This is a genomic window from Clostridium sp. CM042 (genome assembly GCF_055080995.1).
Genome location: NZ_CM143646.1, coordinates 1046599 through 1070313, shown reverse-complemented (window position 1 = coordinate 1070313; position 23715 = coordinate 1046599). Strand labels below are relative to the sequence as shown.

The 23715-nt window shown below is 31.0% G+C and carries 22 protein-coding genes; 19 read left to right on the top strand and 3 right to left on the bottom strand.

Annotated features, from left to right (window positions below):
- Window positions 1-302 precede the first annotated feature (302 nt).
- Window positions 303-2303, top strand: a complete 2001-nt coding sequence (locus ACWJJ7_RS05035; RefSeq protein ID WP_462964943.1) for a methyl-accepting chemotaxis protein — start codon at window positions 303-305, stop codon at window positions 2301-2303.
- Here ACWJJ7_RS05035 and ACWJJ7_RS05030 read toward each other — a convergent pair.
- Window positions 2300-2470, bottom strand: coding sequence for a thioredoxin domain-containing protein (locus tag ACWJJ7_RS05030; RefSeq protein WP_462964220.1), 171 nt, complete (start codon window positions 2468-2470; stop codon window positions 2300-2302). The genes ACWJJ7_RS05035 and ACWJJ7_RS05030 overlap by 4 nt on opposite strands.
- Before the next feature lie 100 nt (window positions 2471-2570).
- Here ACWJJ7_RS05030 and ACWJJ7_RS05025 point away from each other — a divergent pair, with 100 nt between their 5' ends.
- The 8 genes from ACWJJ7_RS05025 (at window position 2571) to thrB (ending at window position 10863) form a co-directional block, all read left to right on the top strand.
- Complete coding sequence (locus tag ACWJJ7_RS05025; RefSeq protein WP_462964219.1) at window positions 2571-3338, top strand: formate/nitrite transporter family protein; 768 nt, start codon at window positions 2571-2573, stop codon at window positions 3336-3338.
- Window positions 3339-3495: 157 nt separating this feature from the next.
- The gene (locus ACWJJ7_RS05020) at window positions 3496-4182 is read left to right on the top strand and encodes a Crp/Fnr family transcriptional regulator (protein WP_462964218.1); all 687 of its coding nucleotides are present in this window, start codon (window positions 3496-3498) and stop codon (window positions 4180-4182) included.
- Between the two features lie 148 nt (window positions 4183-4330).
- On the top strand, window positions 4331-5338 hold the full coding sequence (gene asrA, locus ACWJJ7_RS05015; protein ID WP_462964217.1) for an anaerobic sulfite reductase subunit AsrA: 1008 nt from the start codon (window positions 4331-4333) through the stop codon (window positions 5336-5338).
- A complete protein-coding gene (gene asrB, locus ACWJJ7_RS05010) occupies window positions 5339-6130 on the top strand; it encodes an anaerobic sulfite reductase subunit AsrB (RefSeq protein WP_462964216.1) in 792 nt (263 codons plus the stop codon).
- Between the two features lie 13 nt (window positions 6131-6143).
- Complete coding sequence (gene asrC / locus ACWJJ7_RS05005) at window positions 6144-7091, top strand: sulfite reductase subunit C (RefSeq protein WP_462964215.1); 948 nt, start codon at window positions 6144-6146, stop codon at window positions 7089-7091.
- Window positions 7092-7308: 217 nt separating this feature from the next.
- Complete coding sequence (locus ACWJJ7_RS05000) at window positions 7309-8094, top strand: ABC transporter ATP-binding protein (RefSeq protein ID WP_462964214.1); 786 nt, start codon at window positions 7309-7311, stop codon at window positions 8092-8094.
- Between the two features lie 2 nt (window positions 8095-8096).
- On the top strand, window positions 8097-9761 hold the full coding sequence (locus ACWJJ7_RS04995; RefSeq protein WP_462964213.1) for a hypothetical protein: 1665 nt from the start codon (window positions 8097-8099) through the stop codon (window positions 9759-9761).
- Window positions 9762-9981: 220 nt separating this feature from the next.
- The gene (gene thrB, locus ACWJJ7_RS04990; protein ID WP_462964212.1) at window positions 9982-10863 is read left to right on the top strand and encodes a homoserine kinase; all 882 of its coding nucleotides are present in this window, start codon (window positions 9982-9984) and stop codon (window positions 10861-10863) included.
- A 160-nt stretch (window positions 10864-11023) separates the two neighbouring features.
- Here thrB and ACWJJ7_RS04985 read toward each other — a convergent pair whose 3' ends face one another.
- Window positions 11024-11314: a DUF503 domain-containing protein gene (locus ACWJJ7_RS04985; RefSeq protein WP_462964211.1), complete on the bottom strand. Its 291-nt coding sequence runs from the start codon at window positions 11312-11314 to the stop codon at window positions 11024-11026.
- 151 nt (window positions 11315-11465) lie between these two features.
- On the opposite strand from ACWJJ7_RS04985, the gene ACWJJ7_RS04980 reads away from it, so the two are divergent.
- The 9 genes from ACWJJ7_RS04980 (at window position 11466) to ACWJJ7_RS04940 (ending at window position 21111) form a co-directional block, all read left to right on the top strand.
- Window positions 11466-11720, top strand: a complete 255-nt coding sequence (locus ACWJJ7_RS04980; RefSeq protein ID WP_462964210.1) for a hypothetical protein — start codon at window positions 11466-11468, stop codon at window positions 11718-11720.
- A gap of 96 nt (window positions 11721-11816) precedes the next feature.
- Window positions 11817-12008 (top strand): hypothetical protein, encoded by a 192-nt coding sequence (locus tag ACWJJ7_RS04975; RefSeq protein WP_462964209.1) that lies wholly within the window; start codon window positions 11817-11819, stop codon window positions 12006-12008.
- Between the two features lie 227 nt (window positions 12009-12235).
- Entirely contained in the window at window positions 12236-13540 is a 1305-nt protein-coding gene (locus ACWJJ7_RS04970; protein ID WP_462964208.1) for an MATE family efflux transporter, read from the top strand.
- 138 nt (window positions 13541-13678) lie between these two features.
- On the top strand, window positions 13679-14497 hold the full coding sequence (locus tag ACWJJ7_RS04965; RefSeq protein WP_462964207.1) for a MerR family transcriptional regulator: 819 nt from the start codon (window positions 13679-13681) through the stop codon (window positions 14495-14497).
- 259 nt (window positions 14498-14756) lie between these two features.
- Window positions 14757-16052 (top strand): branched-chain amino acid transport system II carrier protein, encoded by a 1296-nt coding sequence (brnQ, locus tag ACWJJ7_RS04960; RefSeq protein WP_462964206.1) that lies wholly within the window; start codon window positions 14757-14759, stop codon window positions 16050-16052.
- A 258-nt stretch (window positions 16053-16310) separates the two neighbouring features.
- Window positions 16311-17183, top strand: coding sequence for a polyamine aminopropyltransferase (speE, locus tag ACWJJ7_RS04955; protein ID WP_462964205.1), 873 nt, complete (start codon window positions 16311-16313; stop codon window positions 17181-17183).
- A 346-nt stretch (window positions 17184-17529) separates the two neighbouring features.
- Window positions 17530-19533: an oxidoreductase gene (locus ACWJJ7_RS04950; protein ID WP_462964204.1), complete on the top strand. Its 2004-nt coding sequence runs from the start codon at window positions 17530-17532 to the stop codon at window positions 19531-19533.
- A gap of 442 nt (window positions 19534-19975) precedes the next feature.
- Window positions 19976-20722, top strand: a complete 747-nt coding sequence (locus tag ACWJJ7_RS04945) for a hypothetical protein (RefSeq protein WP_462964203.1) — start codon at window positions 19976-19978, stop codon at window positions 20720-20722.
- A gap of 164 nt (window positions 20723-20886) precedes the next feature.
- Window positions 20887-21111: a small, acid-soluble spore protein, alpha/beta type gene (locus ACWJJ7_RS04940; protein ID WP_462964202.1), complete on the top strand. Its 225-nt coding sequence runs from the start codon at window positions 20887-20889 to the stop codon at window positions 21109-21111.
- Window positions 21112-21186: 75 nt separating this feature from the next.
- On the opposite strand, the gene greA is transcribed toward ACWJJ7_RS04940, so the two are convergent.
- A complete protein-coding gene (gene greA, locus ACWJJ7_RS04935; protein ID WP_462964201.1) occupies window positions 21187-21651 on the bottom strand; it encodes a transcription elongation factor GreA in 465 nt (154 codons plus the stop codon).
- A gap of 434 nt (window positions 21652-22085) precedes the next feature.
- Here greA and ACWJJ7_RS04930 point away from each other — a divergent pair, with 434 nt between their 5' ends.
- A complete protein-coding gene (locus ACWJJ7_RS04930; RefSeq protein WP_462964200.1) occupies window positions 22086-23447 on the top strand; it encodes an MATE family efflux transporter in 1362 nt (453 codons plus the stop codon).
- Window positions 23448-23715 lie beyond the last annotated feature (268 nt).

Below are 23715 nucleotides of genomic sequence, written 5' to 3'. Positions count from 1 at the left end.
CATAAGGATTGGTTACCTTAAGTGCTCTTTTTAATATCCTCCTTTTTAACTTTTTTTAGTTATAGAATTGCTAGATTAATCTTAAATTCAACAAAAGTCCATTGCTTTTAAATCACACGAAAGAGGTAATTTGGAATAAATGTAGAATTATAATATTGTATGCTAAAAAAAGGTAGTGTATTTTGAAAAGCGATTTACACAAGCAAGTAGAATTAATTAAATTAATATCAACTGATTGTGCTAAATATGATATTTTAAGTCTTAATAGTAAGTACACTAATAAAGTAAAAGGGGGAGAAAAAATGAAATTCAAAAATTTTAAATTTAACAGTATTCGTAATAAATTAGTTGCTGGAATGGTAGCAATTTGTGTGATTCCATTAATTATAATGGGAGTGGGCTCATATAATAAATCAAAGTCAATCCTTAGTGATAAGTTAACTCTTACAAGTACACAAACACTTGTGGAAATAAACAACGGTTTATCAGATTACTTTGAGGGATTATCAGATATAGTGTCTATTGCCGCAAAGGACCCTGATATTGTAAACCTTGATACATCTAATAAACCTGGAATTGTAATGGATATATTAAAAGTAGAAAACGAAATTAACAAAGATATACTATGTATGTCTTATGGGACTGCATCTAAAAAATTCGTTACATATCCTAATGATGAAATGCCTAAGGGATATGACCCAACTACAACGCCGTGGTATAAACAAGCTTTAGAACATAAAGGTGAAGTTATAATAACTCCTCATTATAAAGATGCTGGAACTGGAAATAATGTTGTTACACTTGCACAAACAGTAGAAAAAAACGGAAATGTAGTTGGTGTTGTGGGAATGGATTGTACACTAGCTGCACTTGCGACGCGAATATCTACAAAGAAGGTAGGGAATACAGGATATGTGTTTATTTCTGATGTAACAGGCAATGTTTTAGCTCATCCTCAAAAAGATCTTATCGGTACAGATGCGGCATCTAAGCTATCCTTTTGGGATAAAGCAAAATCAGAGAAAAATGGATTTGTTGAGTACGATTATAATGGTAATAAAAGATTTGGAGTTTATCAAACAAATGAATTAACAGGTTGGAAATTAGTGGCTGCATTAAATGAAAGTGAACTGACCAGCGATACAAATTCTATATTACAAATAACTTTCTCAATAATATTAGTAATGGTATTAATTTCAATAGTTCTGTCATTATTATTAAGTAAGGGAATAGATTACAATATCAAAAAATTAAAACAAGTATTTGCTAAGGCTTCAAATGGAGACCTGACGGTGGCTATGACTGCTTCAACAAAGGATGAATTTAATGAATTAGCTATATCATTTAACTCAATGATAAAAAACATAGCAGAACTTATGAATAGTGTTATGAGGTCCTCTAATACTGTACTCGGAACATCAACAAGTCTTGCGAGTATGTCAGAAGAGGTAACAGCTTCTATAAATGAAGTGGCAAGTGCAATAGAACAAGTCTCCATTGGAGCAACTGAGCAATCTCAAAATGCTCAAAAGGGTGCTTCTCAAATGGATGACTTATCAAACAGATTAGATAAAATTAGTGTTAATTCTAATGAAATGGATAAAATTTCAAGTGATACTAAAGATTTAGGCTCAAAAGGACTATCTATGATAAATACCTTAATTGAAAAATCTAATAAAACTAAGACATCCACTACAGAAGTTAACAACATAGTTAAAGATATGAATGAAAGTACTAAGCAAATAAATGCAATATCAGAAAAAATAGCCAATATAACAGAACAAACTAATCTTTTATCATTAAATGCAAGTATAGAATCTGCCCGCGCAGGTGAAGCAGGTAAAGGATTTGCTGTAGTGGCAGAGGAGATAAGAAAACTTGCTGACCAGTCAAAAACTTCAACAGAAGAAATAAAGGTAATTATAGCAAGTATACAAAAAAAATCAGATACAGCAGTAAAGGCTATTGCAACTACTGAAATCGTAGTAAATCAGCAGGACTTGGCGGTAGGTCAAACTAAGGAGATATTTAGTGAAATCTTAAAATCAATTGAAATAATGATTACTAAAGTTGATGAAGTAAAAATATCTATTGTTGATATAAATGAGAAAAAACGATCCACAGTATCAGAAATTGAAAATATATCATCTATATCAGAAGAAACAGCATCCTCTTCAGAAGAGGTTACCGCTTCAACGGAAGAAATAACGGCTACTATGGAAGAGTTCACAAAACATTCAAGTGAGCTTCATATAGTAGCAGAGCAATTAGGGACTGAAATAAATAAATTTAAAATTAATTAATATACGTATAAAGGAGCAAATGTAGGAGTACATTTGCTCCTTTCAAAATTAAATATACCAAAAATACTAGCTACGGATGGCAGGTCTTGAACTTTTACATGGCCACTTACAACTTTAGAATGTTTTTTAAGTAAATCTTCAATCATGGGTAAAATATCATCACACACAGTGCATCCATCCGATGAAAAATATGTGATATTAGTCACATACTTTCTTTTGTTGTAATGATAAAATGTGGGTATGATTTATAGAAGGAGGTAGTATATATTGTTTAGTGAAGAAATTAACAAAGTTTCTGCATCAGCGGTAAAAAAATCTGAACTTTTAAAGAAAAGTAAAATGAGGTACCTCACTGCAGCGGCACTAGCGGGTGCTTATGTGGGATTTGGAATTTTATTGATATTTACTATTGGAGGATCATTTGCAGCAGCTGAGTCACCGGCAACAAAAACTATTATGGGAGCTTCCTTTGGGATTGCCTTAAGTCTTGTAATAATGGCGGGCTCCGAACTTTTTACAGGAAATAACATGATTATGACCATAGGGTCTCTAGAAAAGAAAGTTCCTTTAATTGATTCAATAAATATTTGGATATACAGTTTTATAGGAAACTTTGTAGGGTCAGCAGTGCTAGCAGCAATATTTGTAGGTTCGGGGCTTGCAAAGGGAAGCACAGCAACATTTATTTTAAAAACATCACAAGGGAAAATGGCAACGCCAAGCATAGAATTATTTTTAAAAGGGTTACTTTGTAATATGTTAGTCTGTTTAGCAGTATGGTGTGCTATTAAATTAAAGGAAGAAACGGCTAAACTTATAATGATTTTTTGGTGTCTATTTGCATTTATAACTACAGGGTTCGAACATAGTGTTGCGAATATGACTTTGCTTACAACGGCACTAATGATTCCTCATACCGCAGCGATTTCTATAGGAGGATTAACGCACAACTTAATTTGGGTTACCTTAGGTAACTTTGTAGGTGGAGCTGTATTTATTGGAGCAGCATATTGGTACGTATCAAAAGAGAAATAAAACAATAAAAATATATATTATTAAAGCTAGGATTAATAAAGGTAAGTAATGTATGACTTCTTTTTTTGTTTAATTTTAGAGGCATTGCTATATAATAAGAATATTAGTATTTTTATAATAATGAGATTCTAAAATGAAAGCATAAGGAGAAGTTAAGATGCCACAAATAACGCTTAGGCAATTAAAAGACCTTCCTTTATTTAAATGTGTTGATGATAAAACTTTGGATTTGATAAGAGAGAGTGTTATAATAAAAAATCTTAAAAAATCACAAATGTTGTTTGCTGAAAGAGAAATTACAAATAATATTTATATAGTGCTAGAGGGAAGGGTAACTATGTACAGAATATCGGAAAAGGGTCAAAAGAGAGTTATTTATATCCTAAACAAAGGTGAGATTATAAACGAGGTGAATTTTGACAATTTTACGACGTCTATTAATTGTGAAGGGTTTGAAGATAGTGAAATTATAAGTATATCAAAAGTAGACCTATTAAATATTATGAAACAGGATTTTAAGCTTACAGAAATTATATTATACTCTATGAGTAAAAAAATAAGAAGAGTGTATAGACAAATTAAGAACACAGTTCCTACTAAAATGGACAAAAGGGTAGCCGCCAAGCTTTGGAAGCTGTCTAAAGATTATGGTGTAGAAACAGAAGAGGGCGTCCTAATAGATATTAAAATAAACATAACTTATTTAGCAGATATGTTAGGTAGCTCTCGCGAAACTATTTCAAGGGCAGTAAAAGAGCTTGAAAACATGGATATGGTTAAAATAAAATATAGAAAATTCATAGTTAATAGAGAAAAGTTAAGCCGATACTTTAAAGGTGTGTGATGAAAATCACATACTTTTTTTGTCGTTTAAAATACAATATGCATAGTTAGTTATAAATTTAATTTTTATAGGAACTGACTAATAAAGTTAATTAATTAACAATATTTAGAGGTTAAGTAAAATTTATTATAATGGAAGGTGTGCATTTATGGGATTTAAGCTTACAATAGAGAAGTTTGATGAGTATCTTGAAACATTGCGACGTGAATATAAGGTGTATGCACCAGTAATGATCAAGGGAAAAGGAACTTTTGCGGACACAGATACTAATAGGTATAAGGAAATAAAGAGTATAAGGGAAGTAGAGTTTGATTTAAAATCTAGTTTTTCTCCTAAAGAAATAATATTGCCAATTACTCAAACATTATTTTACTTTACTGAAAATGATTGCGTAGAGCCAAAATGCGATGAGAAGAAAACATTAATATTCTTAAGAAGCTGTGATATTCATGCTATAAAGAGATTAGATGAAGTTTACCTAAGAAATGGAAATGAGGATTATTATTATAAGGTTTTAAGAGATAAAATTAAATTTGTACTTATGGGTTGTAGTGAAAGTTTCGAAAATTGTTTTTGCGCTAGTATGGGATCAAATAAGACAGAAGAGTATGATATGTACACTAAAATTCAAGATGATGAGGTCTTTGTGAATTGTAAATCCGAAGAACTAATGAATTACTTTAACATAGATAAACCTAGTAACCTCGTGGTAGAGCCTGAATTTGTTTTGACTAATGAAGTAAAGGTTACTATACCTGAAAACTTAGATCAAAGAATTTTTAAATCAAAAATGTGGGATGAATATTCTTCAAGATGCATTGCTTGTGGTAGGTGTAATTTTGTCTGTGGTACTTGTTCTTGTTTTACTATGCAGGACATTTTCTATAAAGAAAATAAAAACGTAGGAGAAAGAAGGCGTGTTTGGGCATCTTGTCATGTAGACGGATACAGCGACATGGCAGGCGGACATGGCTTTAGACAGGATAAAAAAGACAGAATGAGATTCAAAATTATGCACAAGGTATATGATTTTAAAAAGAGAGCCGGATATCATATGTGTATAGGTTGTGGTAGATGTGATGATATATGCCCTGAATATATATCTTTCTCAAATTGTGTAAACAAATTAAATAAAGCAATGGATGAGGTGGAATAAATGAAAAATATATACATGCCTTTCAAATCTAAAATACTTAATATAAGTAAGCATACAGAAACGGATTATACATTTAGAATGGAGTTCGCAGGTGTTGTAAAGCCGGGTCAATTTTTTGAAGTATCCATACCGAAATTTGGAGAATCACCTATATCAGTTAGTGAGATAGGTGAGGGTTATGTAGATTTTACAATAAGACGTGTCGGCACTGTTACAGATGTAATCCATAGCTTTTTTGTAGGAGGAACCTTGTTTTTAAGAGGGCCTTATGGAAATGGATTTGATGTTAATCTTTATAAAAATAAAGAAGTTATTGTAGCCGCTGGGGGAACTGGACTGGCACCAGTAAAAGGGATAGTAGATTATTTTGCGAAAAATCCAAAGGAATGCAAGAGCTTTAATTTAATGGCAGGTTTTAAGTCGCCTAGTGACATCTTATTTAAAGAAAATTTCAAAGTTTGGGAAAAGAGTATTAGTGTGACATTAACTGTAGACAGTGCTGATGACGGCTACACTGGAACTGTAGGACTCATAACAAAATACATTGCAGATATTCAAGTTGTGAATATGGATGAAGTACAAGTTATTGTAGTAGGACCACCGATGATGCTTAAGTTTACCGTAGCTGGATTTATAAAAAAAGGAGTAAAAGAAAAGAATATATGGGTATCTTATGAGCGAAAGATGTGTTGTGGAGTTGGGAAATGTGGGCACTGCAAAATTGATGATACGTATATATGTTTAGATGGACCTGTTTTTAACTATTTGGATGCAGTTCATCTAGTAGATTAAGGGGGAAAACGTAATGGATATAAATACCAAATTGCTCAAGAAAAATGCATACAGAATAACTAAAAAAAGAGGTAAAACAGCTATAAGAATAAGGGTACCTGGTGGGCATATAGAAGCCAAACATTTAGAAGTTTTGCAAAGAGTAGCAGAAACTTACGGAGATGGAAATATTCATATAACTATAAGACAGGGTTTTGAAATACCAAATATTGATATAGATAAAATACCGGAAGTTAATAAGATGATTCAATCAGTCATAGAAGGGCTTGATATAAATCAGATTTCAGAAAATACAGGATACTTGGCCGCAGGTACTAGAAATGTGTCAGCTTGTATAGGGGCAAATGTCTGTCCTTTTGCAAATTATAATACTACAGACTTTGCAAAAAGAATTGAAAAAGAAATATTCCCTAATGATTACCATGTGAAGGTAGCTTTAACAGGTTGTCCTAATGATTGTATAAAGGCTAGAATACAAGATTTTGGGATCATAGGAATGACAGAGCCCCAATATGAATCTTATAGATGTATCAGTTGCAAATCCTGCGTAACTAACTGTAAAAAAAGAGTTGCTGGTGCACTTAAAATGGAGAACTTTAAAGTAGTTCGCGACCATGACAAGTGTATTGGATGTGGAGAATGCATAGGGAAATGCCCAACTAGTTGTTGGAGCAGAAGTTATGAGAAATATTATAAACTTGTGATAATGGGTAGGACTGGCAAGAAAAATCCTAGACTTGCTCAGGATTTTATAACTTGGGTGGACGAGGAAAGTATAATTAAAATAATAAAAAACACTTATTCATATATCGATAAGTATATGGATGGAAATGCTCCAGGAGGAAAAGAACACATAGGTTATATTGTTGATAGAACAGGATATCCAGTGTTTAAGGAATGGGTTTTGAAAGACGTGACTTTGGGGGAGAAAGCAGAGGTTAAGCAATATATTAATTGGTAATAATAAAAAGTAACTGAATGAAGTGTTGGCACCTGCTTAGGCTGGTGCTATTTTTTTTAGGTGGAACTCTTACTTATAGAAGTGGGAGACTTTCCTTCTGAAATGTCATTAAAAGGTTTACATGCAACCAATAAGTAAAAACTTGTTGAAATTACCAAATTAAGCAGTATAATCAATTATACAGACAGATAAAAAATACATTTAGGGGGATGGTGCTATGGAAAATTTAGACAGTATAATATCAATTAAAGATTTACAAATGAGCTATGGGAGTAAAAAGGTGCTTAATGGAATTAATTTAGAAATTCCTAGAGGTCAGATAATAGGATATATAGGGACTAATGGTGCTGGTAAAAGCACAACTATAAAAATAATGCTTGGGATATTAGAAGGATACACGGGAAAAGTAGAAATATTAGGACAAGATATAAGTAATGGAAGCATAGAGTATAAAAAGAAGATCGGGTATGTACCAGAGCTTGCAGATATATATGAAAACTTAACTGCTTATGAGTATATAAGCTTTTTAGGTGGGATATATGGATTAGAAGAGAAAAAACTCATTGAGAGAGCAACGAAGTTAATGGGCTTATTTGGGATTGAGGGAGCTATAGATTCTAGAATATCTTCATATTCAAAAGGCATGAAGCAAAAGTTAATTATAATATGTAGTTTAATTCATAATCCTGATATATTATTTTTTGACGAGCCTTTAGGTGGACTAGATGCTAATAGTGTAATGGTGTTTAAAGAGGTTATGAAGACTCTTGCAAAGAGTGGAAAAACCATATTTTATTCTTCACATATAATGGATGTTGTAGAGAAGGTAAGCGACAGAATATTACTTTTAAATGAGGGGCAGATAGTTGCTGATGGAAGTTTCGAAGAACTTAAGAATAATAAGAAGGAAGGAACACTTGAAGAAATATTCAATCAGCTAACAGGCTTTAATGAGCATGCAGAGGTTGCTAAAGAATTTGTTTCTTTGGTTTGCGAGGTGTAATTATGAAGAATTTCACCGTACTCGCGATATTGGATAAATTTCAATCATTATATGAAAAATTAGGCGTTAACTATAAGACTATGAGAATGATTCTGCAGATAAAACTAACCACGGATGGTCGTAGAGTAAGTACTGTTATGGGGAATAATAAAAAGAGAGATGAAAGCAAGGACAAGAATAACTATCTATCCTTATTGATGTTCAATGCATTTATGAGTATTTTTATTGGGTTAATAATGACGGGTGATATGTCATCTATGAAAGCTGCAAATATTGTAATAGGTATAAATTTATTTATGATGGTATCACTTATGATATCTGATTTTTCGGCAGTATTACTAGATGTAAAAGAGAAAAATATATTACTACCTAAGCCAATCGATAGTAAGACATTTAATGCGGCAAAGACTACTCATATATGTATATATTTAATAGGTTTATCACTGTCATTAAATTTGATTCCACTAGTTATTGGCAGCGTAAAATATGGAGCTTTATTTTCTGCGATATTTTTTATAGACAATATACTTGTAGTGTTCTTAGTTATAGCTTTAACATCTTTATTATATACTTTAGTTTTGAATTTTTTTGATGGAGAAAAATTAAAGGATATAATAAACTATTTTCAAATATTATTAGCATTTGTATTTGCTTTTGGATATCAACTAGTTGCAAGAGTCTTTGATGCTACAAATATGAACAGTGAATATATACCCAAGTTGTGGCATGCATTACTTCCATCTATGTGGCTTGCATCTCCATTTGGTATACTAATAGATGGGAATAAACAACCTTTTCTAATATTTTTATGTACACTCGCAATATTAGGTCCGATTATGTTAATGACGCTTTATATTAAAAGCGTAGTACCTTATTTTGAAAAGAACCTCCAAAAATTAAATGATAGAGGGGGAGCCGTAAGTCGCAAAAGTGAAACTAGAAAAGAATTTATAGCAGGACTTGTTTGCAAGGACAAGATTGAAAAGAGTATGTTTAAATTTACTCAAAATATGATAGCTACAGAAAGAAACTTGAAGCTTAAGGTGTATCCATCACTTGCAATGGCAGTATTTATGCCAGTTCTATTTATGTTTATGGGTAGCGGACAAGATAAATCCTTCATGGCTAATATTAAAACAGGATATGGTGGGAAAATTCATTTATTAATGTATATAACTATATTCCTATTATGCTTTTGTACAGCGTTTATAAATAATAGTGATAATTATAAGGGGGCCTTTATATACAAGGTATTGCCAATAGAAAATCCAGGAGTAATATTAAAAGGGGCAGTAAAAGGAACTATATTCAAACTAATACTACCACTCTATATATTAGAATCTATAGTGTTCACAATATTTAAAGGACCGTCTATAATTTTAGACTTAATAGTAATGTTTTTAGTTCTTTTAATATTATCATTGGTGTATTTTAAATCATCAAATAAGGAAATGCCCTTTAGTGTAAAGTTTGCTACAGCAGATAGCGGTAAACTTATACTACCATCAGTAATTACAATTATGCTGCTTCTAGTATTTGCTGGAATCCATATAGTTATTAGAAATAATGTGACATTTATTGGTGTTTATGCGGTCGTGCTTTTGATAGTTAATGTAATTCTTTGGAAAACTAGTTTTAAGGTATGTTGGAAGGATATAGAAATATAAGAAAATTTTTTAGAGGAGTTTTTGTTTGCTTTCATTTATGTTTATGGGAACCGGACACAGTAAATAATTCATGACTAATATTAGAATGGACTATTTGGGGCTTGAATTTATAGGCTAGGCAGTATAATATATATGATATAATTAATAAATTTTGTTGTATTAGGAGGCTACTATATGAATTATTTTAGTACAAAAGGTAAAGAAACGGTTGTAAATAGTTATGTTTGAGATTAAAGTACCAGCTACAAGTGCAAATATGGGACCTGGACTAGATACTCTTGGAGTTGCTTTTAAACTATATAATAGATTTATAGTTGAAGAGATAGAAACTGGACTTGAGATTTTCGGTTGTGATGAAAAATTTGCAAATAATGATAACTTGGTATATAGTTCAATGTTAAAAACTTTTAAAAAGCTTAAGAAAGATCCAAAAGGTGTTAGATTAACATTTAAAACAGAAATACCTGTTAGTGGAGGCCTTGGAAGTAGTGCTACATGTATATTAGCAGGAATTACAGCTGCCAATAGGCTATATGGAGATGTTTTAACAAAACAAGAGATTTTAAATTTTGCCTGTGAAATTGAAGGGCATTCGGATAATGTTACCCCTGCATTGGTTGGAGGCATGAATGTTTCAATTCTGAATGATGGAGTTGTTTCTTATAATAAAATTCCAATTAGTGGAGGAATAAAATTTTGTGCACTAATTCCGAAATTTCAGCTATCAACTGAGGCTTCAAGGGCAGTGCTTCCAGAAAAAATACTTCTTAAAGATGGGGTCTATAATATAGGTAGGGTTTCGATGCTTATTGCAGCGCTTGTTAATGGTGACTATAAAAGCGTGAGGCTTGCTTGCAAAGATAAGCTTCATCAGCCATATAGAATGGGTTTAATTAAAAATTACAGTGAGATTAATAGGTTTGTTCAAGACAGTGAAGCGCTAGGGGTATTTCTTAGTGGCGCTGGACCAACAATGATGGTGATGCTTAAAAAGGACGATAATAATACTGAAGAAAAGTTAAAAAAATTCTTGAAAGGCCTATCAGGAAATTGGGAAGCTGTGAATTTAGAAATTGATGAAGAAGGTCTAAAAATTTACTAGATGTTTACCCATTAGACAAAAAACACTTGCATAACATATTCAATATGAAGAGTTGTTGAATATTTTATGTAGGTGTTTTTGCTATTATATGCACTCGATAAAAAAGTTATTTTTTATATGTTTTTTTGTAACAAGACCAATTATAGTATCAATAGAAAGTCTACATACTTTGGATATCCTCTTTTTGAATATTAATTAATTCTGCATCAGTATTACATTCTATAAAAGTTATAATATGCTCCATTGTAGAATCTAGCTGTGATGAAGTTCCACATATTCCTACAATACCGATAACTATTGTTTGATGAATATCCTGCTCAGCTACTTCTGCTACTGATATATTAAACCTATTTTTTAGTTTTTGAACTATGCTTTTTACAACCATTCTCTTTTCTTTTAATGAATGTGACCATGATGCTCTTAGGGTAACTGTCATAAATAAAATTTTCATATATCCTCCACCGCCAATTTTACTATAAATATAGTATGTGTAAAAAAACTATTTATACTTATTGCTGCACCATATTTATTTATATCTGACTCATACTTAGTAAACTTTTAAAAATAGAGTTCATTAGTTTCCAGTTATACTTTATAACAAAATGGTTAAACTATATAGTGTAATATATATGCAGTGTGATTTCTATATTCGAAGGGAGATACTAATGAATAAAAATAAGTTAGGAAAAGCAAAAAAATCAATTAACCAATTAGATGCTAATAAAGGAAGTAGTGGCGTTTCAGACACTGAGATGTCTATTATGTATAATATATCTAATATGACTAGTGACATTACTGATGTCGATTTAGAAGAAAAAATAAAATCAAGTGAAAGTTCTACGCAATCAAGGCATTAGCGTTTATTAAATGACGCTCCAGTAGGGAAATAAAGCTGAAGTAAGATAAAATTCAAGGTTATTATCTATCACATCAAAATAGAAGGAGGTTTACGAATGAATAGCTTTCAGCAAAAAGTTGCAGATGTAATGGAATCAATAGAAAAATCAAATTCTTTTAAATGTGAAACAAGAAGGGATTTTAAAAAAGTAGCAAAAGCTTTAGTTGAAACCGATGGAACTATACCCGATTTTAAAAAGTATGATTTAGCTTCAAAACATTGGAAGAGCGCTGAAAAATTTATTTAAATACATTTTTCTAAATGGACAATGCGATTACTAAATTAGACTTTGTAACATTATTTCTGTAATGTGTTATATAAAAATAAAAAAATAGAGCACGCGGATAAATATTTATCTGCGGGCTCTATTTTTTAATAACACTTTTGTTTATTAATAGAAAGAAGTTGACTCTATAGTAACAATACAGTTTACAATAAGGAAGGTGTGAAAATAATAAAAAAAGGTGGATATATATGACAAAGAAATTTTTGAAATATGCTATTCCATCAGCACTTGCTATGTTTATTTCATCTTTATATACAGTTGTTGATGGAATGTTCGTAGGACAAGGTGTTGGGGATTCAGCATTAGCAGCAGTTAACATAGTGCTACCATTTACAGTTATGTTATTTGGATTAGCTTCTATGTTTGCAATAGGTGGAGGAGCTCTAGTCTCTAAAAATTTTGGAGCAAATAATACTGAAAAGGCAGTGAATATATTTAGACAAGTATTTAAATTTCTACTAATAATTAGTATTGGGATAAGCGTAATTGGTGCTATATTTACAGAACCAATAGTAAAGTTACTAGGAGCAACAGATCGGCTACAGGGTTTGGCAGTAGATTATTTAAGGTTCTTTGCAATATTTTGTATTCCTAATTTAACAGGAATAGTTCTTAGTAGTTTTGTTAGAAACGATGGAAGGCCAAAACTTGCAATGGTATCTACAATAAGTGGTGCAATAACTAATGTAATATTGGATTATATATTTATTTTTCAATTTGGACTTGGAATAAAAGGAGCGGCTATAGCTACAGGACTTGGTCAAATAGTCACAGTATGTATGTTATTACCTCATTTCTTAAAAGGAGAAGGTCTATTAACTTTTGGAAATGTGAAGATTAGTAAGGAAATTATTAAAGAGTTTTCACTTATTGGTTTCCCATCATTCTTTGCACAAGCAAGTTATTCAATAATTGTGTTATTGCATAATATAGCTTTAGCAAAATATGTAGGGGAGGTAGGAATTTCTGCATATAGTATAATAAATTATTTAACTACAAATATATATATGGTTCTTTATGGAATAACACTAGGAGTACAACCACTTTTAAGTTATAGCTATGGAAGAAAAGATGCTGAGAAATTGATAGGATTCTTTAAAATAACATGCGTAGCATCAATTTTAATAAGTGGTTTTTTTGTTATAACAAGTTTTATCTTTGGACAGAAGATTATAGGGATATTTACAACAGATCCATACATAGCACAATTAGCATATAAGGCCCTTCGAATAGCAAGTTTTGGCTATTTTGTAGTAGGATTAAATCTAAATACTCTTGTGTATTATCAAGCTATAGAAAAACCAAAGTATGCAAATATAAGTTGCGTATGTAGATCAGTTATTTTCTTGCCAATATGTTTAACTTTATTTGGAAGTGCGTTTGGAATAAATGGAATATGGATAAGCGCAATGGTATCCGAAAGTTTAACATTTATAACTATAAAATTAATTGCAAACATAAAAACTTCTACACAAGCGGTCTTAACCGAATAGAATTTGGAATTTAAAAGAAAATAATAGTTTGAAGATACATTATAAAAATAAAAAATAGTAGTATAATAATGCTATGCCTAAAGTATCTTAGGCATAGCATTATTATTTGAAAATATTAAATACAAATGAGGTGAGAATATGGGGACAAACTTTTCAATAGGAGAAATGTCAAAGTTACAAAATATATCAGTTCAGACATTACGATATTATGATAAAATTGGACTACTAAAGCCTTCATATATAGACGAGAAGAGCAGATACAGATATTACTGCGCAAAACACTTTGTAATACTTAATTCAATAAAACAATGTAAGGCTATGGGGTTATCTTTAGATGAAATAAAGGAATTAATAAAAAATTATACTTCATTTGATTCCATACTTAATATAATAAGTAAGCAAAAGGAAATGATAGATACCAAAATAAAAGAATTAAACACAGTAAAAAATAATATTAGTTTTCTTGAGAAACGTATAAAAAATTCTTTAGAAGAAGGTATTAATGATGTATTTATTAAATATAACCAGGAAAGAAAATTTATTAAATATAATAATACAAAGAGATATACAGAAGAATTTGAAATAAATCTAAGTGAAATATTAGTATCTATGGAACAGAAGTATAGTAGTTTAAATAAAGAACTTGCTTTTGCTGTATCATACGAAGATATAAAAAAATATGATGAACTAATATATAATAATATGCTAATTAATGCTTTCGAGTGTGTTACAAATGATGATAATTTAATAACTTTGCCAAAGGGGGAATATATAACATTAAATTTTGATGATGATTATAATGATACCAGCAAGTATTATAAAAATCTTATTGAGTATATAGATAAAAATAATATTGAAGTAAGTGGAGATTTTTATGAAATATACATAATGACTAGAGTTGGGAATGATGGGAAGGAAAGATCTTTGGGACAAATTCAAATATTAAAGAAAAAGTAAAGGCATTTTTATGAAAGGATGATCGTAATCAGGGAGTAGCGGGGCGCAAAGGGGTTATTCTAACTTGCAAAGAGAAGCTTATTCATTACTATTCAAAATTTGGATACATAAATAGGTTCCATAGTTGTTATTATTCACGCATTGTTATACAATGCTATTATTCGAATAATTTAATAAGGAGATTTTGTCATGAATTCAGTGTTTTTAGCGGAATCAATAGCAGAAATTACATAATTAATCCATCTGGAGGTATACTCAAATGAAAACTTCAACAAAACATTCCTTGGTTATAGGGTTTGCACTATTTGCAATGTTTTTCGGTGCAGGAAACCTAATTTTTCCACCATACTTAGGGAAAGCGGTAGGAAGCAAATTTATTATAGCTATTATAGGCTTCCTCATTACAGGAGTTGGTCTTCCTCTAATCGGAATAATTGCCTGTGCTAAAATTAATGGTTCTTTCGATAAAATGGCAAATAGAGTAGGTTCAAAATTTGCAATAATAACAGGTGTAGCTTTAATTCTTGTTATAGGACCTTTATTTGCAGTTCCAAGAACAGCTGCAACAACTTTCGAACTTGGAATACAGCCTTTATTTCCATTTGTGGGGCAAAACATAACTATTATATTGTATTTTGCAATAACACTTGCATTTGTGCTTAAACCTTCTTCAATAATTGATAATATAGGTAAAATACTTACACCAACACTTTTATTAATGTTAGCTATAATTATATTTAAAGGGATAATATTTCCTATTGGACCAATTGTAAATACATATTACCAAGGTGCATTTTCAAAATCTTTATTAGAAGGTTATCAAACGATGGATGGTATGGGTTCTGTTATAGTGGCATCAATAATTCTTTCAGCTGTTAGAGCAAAAGGTTATGAAAATCCAAAAGATATAATGAATATGACTATAAAGGCAGCTATGGTGGCTGCAGTGGGCTTAGGCTTTGTATATGCTGGACTTATGTATCTTGGATCTCAAACAACTACTTTGTTCCCAGCAGATATAGCTAGAACTAATCTAGTTACACAAATTGCAAAGTTAGACTTAGGCAGTATTGGTAGCGTTATTCTTAGTTTATCTGTGAGTCTTGCATGCTTAACAACTTCTATAGGATTACTTTCAAGTGGAGCAAAATACTTTGCTAAACTTTCAAATGGTAAACTATCCTACAAGACTAATGCTATTGCTATGGCTTTAGTAAGTGGAGTAATAGCTACAAAAGGCGTTGATAATATAGTTATATTGGCAGTTCCTATTTTACAAGTTTTATATCCAATTGTAATTATTCTAATAGCTATTACCTTTCTTGGTGATAAAGTTAAAAATGATAAGATTGTTGCTATAACTGTATACACGGCTTTAATAATAAGCATTTTAGATACTGTGAACATCGGATTTATTAAATTTATTCCGCTAGCAAGTGCAGGATTCTCATGGCTTGTACCTGCTTTATTAGCTTTTGTAATTTCCAATATTTTAATAAAACCAAAAGAAGATGCTATAAATGAAGAGGGAGATACTTCAATTTTTGAGGCGTGAAAAACAAAGCAATTGAAGTTTCAGCAATATAAATAATTAACATTTATAGTACAAAAGCCACCTTTATAAAGGTGGTTGCGAAGCATATTCAAGTTGAGTTTTCGAAGATGTATGATATACTTGTAGTGGTAACTTTCAAATCAACAATAAAAAGGAATCGGTTTTATCATTGAAGGAACCAAAACCATAAAGTAGTATATATAAAAGTTGTTGATAAATTGAAAAGATAGATATATTTATTATAATGGAGGAATTATTATGAAAATGGATGAATTGCCAAAGTATTTTAAAAAAATTGATAATGAACTGTGGTTTGAGGAAGTTGAAGTTGAGAAAAAAAGTTTGAAAATTACTTACAAAATTAATAAGTGTTTTTCCTATAGTAAATCGCCCTATCAAGAGGTAGCTTTGATTGATACTGTGGCATTTGGTCCATGTCTTGTGCTCGATGGGTCAATGCAGACTACTTCAGCAGATGGTTTTATATATAATGAAATGATTACTCATATTCCAGTAATCACACATAAAAACCCACAAAACGTATTGGTAATTGGTGGAGGAGACTGTGGAGCGGTACGAGAATTATCAAAGTATAAAGAACTTGAGACAATTGACATGGTTGAGCTCGACGAAGTAGTAACAAAAGAAAGCATAAAATTTCTTCCGGAAATAAGCGGAGGCGCAGGTTTTGATAAAAGAATCAATTTTAAATTCGGAGATGGAGTTGAATATGTAAAGAAGACTGATATTAAGTATGATATAGTAATGGTCGATTCACCAGATCCCGAGGGTCCTGCTAAGGATTTGTTTGGAGAAGAATTTTATAAGAATGTAAAAAGAACATTAAAAACTGATGGAGTAATGGTATGTCAAAGTGAATCTCCAATGCTTCATCGTAACATAATTGAGAATACAAGAAAGATATTAAAGAATAACTTTAAAATTGTAAAAACCTATATAGCGTTTGTTCCAACTTATCCAGGCGGATTATGGAGTTTTACAATGGCTTCAGATGTTTATGATCCTAGTAACATGGACGTAAATAAACTGCCTTTTGAAACTCGTTATTTAACAAAGGAGATTGCAAAATCTTGCTTCGATCTTCCAAATTTCATAAGTGATTTAAAATAGAATAAGCTGAGCTTAAAAGTTTAGAGACTACAATTGATTAGGGTATAGACGTTAAGTCTGTATCCTTTTTAAGTGTGATGGTTAAGGAGGTATTAAATTATGCCAATCTGGGTGTCATTTTTAATTGGGTTTATTATAGCAAGCGTATTTAGCATTTTTATTAAAAAAAATAAATAACTTTTAAATAATTATGATTCGCCTTCTCGGGTGGGTCATTTATTTTTGAACTAATTTCTTTATTATGAAAATTTTGACAAATATATGACGAAGTGTTATATTGAGGATGATTAATGAATTAATTCAACCAAGGATCTTATACACATTTTCTACAAAAGGAGGTTTTTTTATGAATAGCAAATACTCAAACCTATTTGAACCAATAAAAATTGGAAATATTGAAATAAAAAACAGATTTGTAATGGCTCCTATGGGACCTGGTGGACTATGCTCTGAAGATGGTAGTTTTAATGAAAAGGGAATTGAATATTATGTTGAAAGAGCAAAAGGCGGTACTGGCTTAATTATAACGGGTATTACTTATGTTGAAAATGACATTGAAAAATGTGTTATGCCTTCTATGCCTTGTGCAACAATTAATCCTGGTAATTTTGTAAAAACATCAAAGGTTCTTACTGAAAGAGTTCATGCTTATAATTCAAAAATATTTCTCCAGTTAACGGCAGGATTTGGACGTGTTAGTCTCCCTGGTATAGTTGGAGATGTTACGCCAATAGGGCCCTCTCCTATACCTCATAAATGGATTCCTAATGTAATATGTAGAGAACTTACAATAAAAGAAATTGAGACTTATGTAAGAAAATTTGGTGAGGCAGCGGCTATAGCAAAGGATGCAGGATTTGATGGAGTTGAGATTCATGCTGTTCATGAAGGATATCTTCTTGATCAATTTACTATGACATTATTCAACAAAAGAACAGATAAATATGGCGGCAGTTTAAGGGATAGGTTAAGATTTCCAATAGAAATTCTTGAAGCAGTTAAGCAAAAATGTGGTAAAGATTTCCCTGTATCTCTTCGCTTTAGTGTGAAAAGTTTCGTAAAAGACTTAAATGAAGGTGCTTTACCTGGAGAAGAATTTGAAGAAAAAGGACGTGATCTTGAAGAAGGCCTTGAAGTTGCTAAAATACTAGAAGAAGCTGGATATGATGCATTTAATTCAGATGCAGGTACTTATGATTCATGGTATTGGAATCACCCACCTATGTATTTTAAAAAAGGTATGTACCTATCATTAAATGAACAATTAAAGAAGGTTCTAAAAGTTCCTGTAATCACTGCTGGAAGGATGGACAACCCTGACATGTCGAGTGATGCTATCTCAGAAGGCAAAACAGATATGATAGCTTTAGGTAGACCACTTTTAGCAGATGCATATATTCCACAAAAAATAAAATTAGGGAAGCTAGAAAATATTCGCCCGTGCTTATCTTGTCATGATGGATGTATGGGAAGATTAGCGACAGGCGGTGGAATTTCTTGTGCTGTAAATCCATCCGCATGTAGAGAAAAAGATTTTGAATTACAACCTGCTAACAAAATTAAAAATGTAATGATTATAGGGGGAGGAGTTGCTGGATGCGAAGCTGCAAGGGTTTGCGCTATCCGTGGCCATAAAGTTTCGCTATATGAAAAAACTGATAAATTAGGGGGAAATATTGTTTCTGGAGGGGTTCCCGATTTTAAAGAAGATGATAGAGCTCTTGTAAAGTGGTATTACAATGAATTAAAAGAAAATAACGTTGATATTCATTTTAATGCTAAAGTTACAGAAGATTTAACTAATAAAACAAACTTTGATGTAATTATTGTTGCTACAGGTTCAACACCTAAAATGTTAAAGTTAGATGGGAATATGGACAAAGTCTATACTGCTCAAGATGTACTACTCGGAAATAAATCTGCTGGGAATTCATCAATTATTATAGGTGGTGGCTTAGTAGGATGTGAAACAGCGCTTTGGCTTGTAAAACAAGGTAAAAAAGTTACTATTGTTGAAACTCTTGATAACATATTAACCTCTGGACCGGCTATATGCCATGCAAATAGCCAAATGCTAAAGGATCTTCTAAAACTTTACAAAGTAGATATTAAAACTAAAGCTTTAGTATCTAAAGTAACTAATGAAGGTGCTGTACTAAAACAAGATAATAAAGAATTAACAATACTTGGTGAATCTATAATTTTAGCTGTTGGATATAATTCTGAAAAAGAATTATATGATGGGTTAAAATTTAATGATAAAGAAACGTATTTATTAGGAGATGCAAAACAAGTACAAAATATTATGAGTGCTATTTGGGATGCTTTTGAAGTAGCTAGAAACATATAAATACAATTAAAGTTATTCCATGTATGATGCCGTATGCAGATACACAATTCCAGCGGATATGGTATTTAAGAAAGGGTTAAAAACTTTATTTAGACAAAAAAATTCGAAAATATAAGTAGATTTGTTTACACAAATCTACTTATATTTTTTTTGAGATAAAATTAAGTTCTAATAGATAGTAAGTAGCAAGTTGGTCAGGATAACGGTGACTTGTTAGGTCAATCAGGGAAGTGGAATATGAACAAAAAAAGAAGCTTTAGTTAAAATGTAACTTATTGTCTTGGTAAAGACTAAAGAATAATGTATACTGAGATTCAGAAAGACGTATTAATTTTGGTACTAGACATAACAGTGGCAATGAGGATGTCAATTATATGTATAAAAATGAAAAATTATACCATAAAGTTATCACTATAAAAGCATATGCGAGGAGAAAAAACAAATGAAAAAGTCATTAAAAGCACTTATAAGCTTATCACTCATAGTACTATTAGTTATAGTAGTAAGTATATACAGAATAGTCTCAACCCCACCATCACAAGTACCATCAGAAGCTACAACAGGAACACCAGAGCAAATAGCGGATAAAAGAATTTCAGATGCGAAAATAGTAGCAGATAAAAAAATAGCAGATGCAAAAATCGTAGCAGATAAATTAATAGCAGATGCAAAAATAGTAGCAGATGCAAAAGCCGCGGAGGCCAAAAAAACATCAGATTTAAAAGCAATTGAGACTAAAAAAATATTAGCGGCAAAGTCTCAGAGTAATCAACTTAAAGAAGGTGAATATAAAAATTATAGTAATGAAAAATTTTCATATTCAATTATGTATCCTAGTAATCTTAAAGTAGTTGATAACACTGCTAATGGGAATATACTTAAATCTGACGATGAAAAGGTTTCTTTGCAGGTATATGGAACTAATAATGCACCAAATGATACTATTGATTCAATATACAATAAAGCAATTAAAAATAATAATATGTATTATAAAGCTAAAGGTGGTAATTGGTTTGTAATTTCTTATACTGAAGGTGATGAAATAGTATATCAAAAAAAAGTGGTAGGAAAAGCTTCGACTAATACTTTTATTTTTAAATTTCCAGCCAATCAAAAGGACAAGTATACTGAAGTTGTGGATAAGCTTGAAAAAAGTTTCAAAACATCTTCTACTGATAAAAATCATTAATGTTAATTAAGCTACATAAAAAAATAGATAACTATTATAAATATGAATTAATGAATAAAAAGTTCGTTTTAAAAAATACTAGTTGTAGATATACAAGGTAGATATCAAAATGATTACAATATATCTTGGGTATTTACAATATAAAATTATATGGAGGTAATAAAATGACTAAAAGGACATTAGTACCAGAAGCAGCGGGAAAACTTCAAAAATTTAAGATGGAAGTAGCAGAAGATATGGCAATAGACAATATTGAAAGCAGAAATGTAGATATGGGAGATGTGCCAAGTAACATTGTAAATAAAATAAAAAATTCAGGTAATGTCGGTGGAGAAATGGTAAAGAGAATGGTAGAGGCAGCAGAAAAAAATATGGTGGATAATAAGTAATTTTGCATTCGCAAAACAAGAATTACTAAAAAAAGTTTAAGCAGAGAGTGATCTCTGCTTAAACTTTTTTTTCTACTAGTAAATTTTTTCTATACTTACTTCATAATTACCTTCAGGAGATATAACAGTGCACGTTTCTCCAAGTGCCTTTTTATATATTGCCATTCCCAGAGGGGATTCAATACTTATATTCATTAAGTCTGGGTTGGTCTCTACTGTGGATACCAGGTGTATGTTCTCAATATCACCAGTGTCAAGAAATTTAATATCAGCCTGACCTCCAAGACCTAATTGGTCATCACTACTGTAATCATCAACGACTGTAGAGTTCCGAAGCAATTCTTGAATTGCAATTATTCTATCATTGTTGGTTGCTTCCTCATCTTTAGCTGCATCATACTCTGCATTCTCACTTAAATCGCCATGGCCCTTTGCTTCTTTAATTGATGCTGTTATTTCTCTTCTTTTTTCACCTGTGCGAAGGGTTAATTCTTCCTCTAATTTTATTACTCCACTAGGTGTTAATATTGTATTTTTCATAGTTTTGTCACTCCTAACAATTTTTGCGTATATGATTCTGTCTTCTATTTTTAAATAAATTAGACATATCAAATTTTTTTAAATATAGAGAAGACAATAAAGAATTATTATATCACATTTTTGGACAACATATTAAATGTTATTATGAAGTTAATGCTTATTTAAATATATTCTAATAAACATTAAAAACTATATTTATAAAAACTGTAATATTTTTGTTGTTAATGAGATCTGAAGTAGGTTAAATAATTTAGGCTTATAGGATAAGAAAAAATATAAAACATGTGTTATACTAGAAAGTAGGTATAGCAATGGCTGATGTCGCATATATAAACATACAATTACTTAAATGAAATAATATAAAATCACTGGAAACTGTAAAAGTTTTTTGCTGACATTTTAAATTTATAATTCTCGCATGGAGGAATGTTTTTATGAATCAAACAAAAGAATTAGGAACAGAAAGTATAGGTAAACTACTTGTTAAGTTTTCGGTGCCGGCTATAACCGGAATGATTGTAAACGCCCTATATAACATTGTAGATCGAATGTATATAGGGCATATTAAAGGGGTAGGATCCTATGCACTTTCAGGACTTGCTATAACGTTTCCCATATCAGTTATTATAATGGCTTTTGGAATGCTTGTTGGGATAGGTGCTAGCGCAGTTATATCAATAAAACTAGGAGAAAAGAACAAGGAAACGGCAGATAATATCCTGGGGAACGCTTTTATACTTATAACGATAATATCATTAGTGATTGGCATACTTGGAATTTTGTTTTTAAATAAACTTCTAATCTTATTTGGGGCGAGTGAAAATAGTATCCCCTATGCAAAAGCATATATACAAATTATACTTATGGGAGCTGTTTTTCAAAATATAGGCTTTGGTATTAACAATATAATTAGGGCTGAGGGTAATCCCAAAATGGCAATGCTTACAATGGTATTTGGTGCAATTATTAATATTATATTGGATCCAATATTCATATTCGTTTTTGATATGGGAATTCAAGGTGCTGCAATAGCAACCATAATTTCTCAAGCTTTTAATACTATATTGGTATTGAGATATTTTACATCTAAAAACAGTGGAAGCGTACTAAAAATAAAGAAAGCCAATTTAAAGCTGCATAAACATATTATAAAAGACATTTTTGCTATTGGCATGGCGCCTTTTTCTATGCAAATTGCATCAAGTTTTGTAATTATTTTATATAATAAAGGTCTTTATTCTTACGGAGGGGATCTTGCAATAGCTGCAATGGGAATATTAAATAGTATATCAATGCTTATTTTTATGCCTATATTTGGTATAAGTCAAGGAATTCAGCCTATAATAGGATATAATTATGGGGCTAAATTGTATCCGAGAGTTTTAAAGGTTTTAAAGCTTGCAATAACTTTTGGTACTTGCATTGCTATAATTGGATTTATCGGAGTACAAGTATTTGCGAAGCAGCTTATTGGCGTGTTTGTGGGTAATAATACTGATCTAATAAATCTAGGTGCACGTGGAATTAGAATTGACTTAATCTTTTTACCTATTTTAGGGTTTCAAATTTTAGGAGCAAGTTATTTTCAAGCAATAAATGAGGCAAAAACCTCAATGATTTTAAGCATATTAAGACAAGTCATAGTACTAATTCCACTTATTCTTATACTTCCATTATTTTTTAAATTGGATGGATTATGGCTTTCACAACCTTGTGCAGATTTGATTGCAACTGCACTAACCGCGTTCTTTTTATGGAAAAGTATTAAGAGACTTAAATGTAAAAACATTGTATAGAAAAACAACAAATGTAGCACAATAACAAAATAGCTCCATTGAAAAAAGGTGTTTATAAAGAACACCTTTTTATTTTAATTATTTAATAATTCAGGGGGGTTATATAAGCATGTAACTACCTTATTTACAGCATATATGTAATATAATAGGGGCGGGAATTGTCGAAACTTGTATTTAATTGCGAAGTTTAGTATACTGTAAGGACATCGCTTAAATCTAAAGGGATGTCCTTACAATTAATACAGAGATTAAATAATCAAAGAGGTGA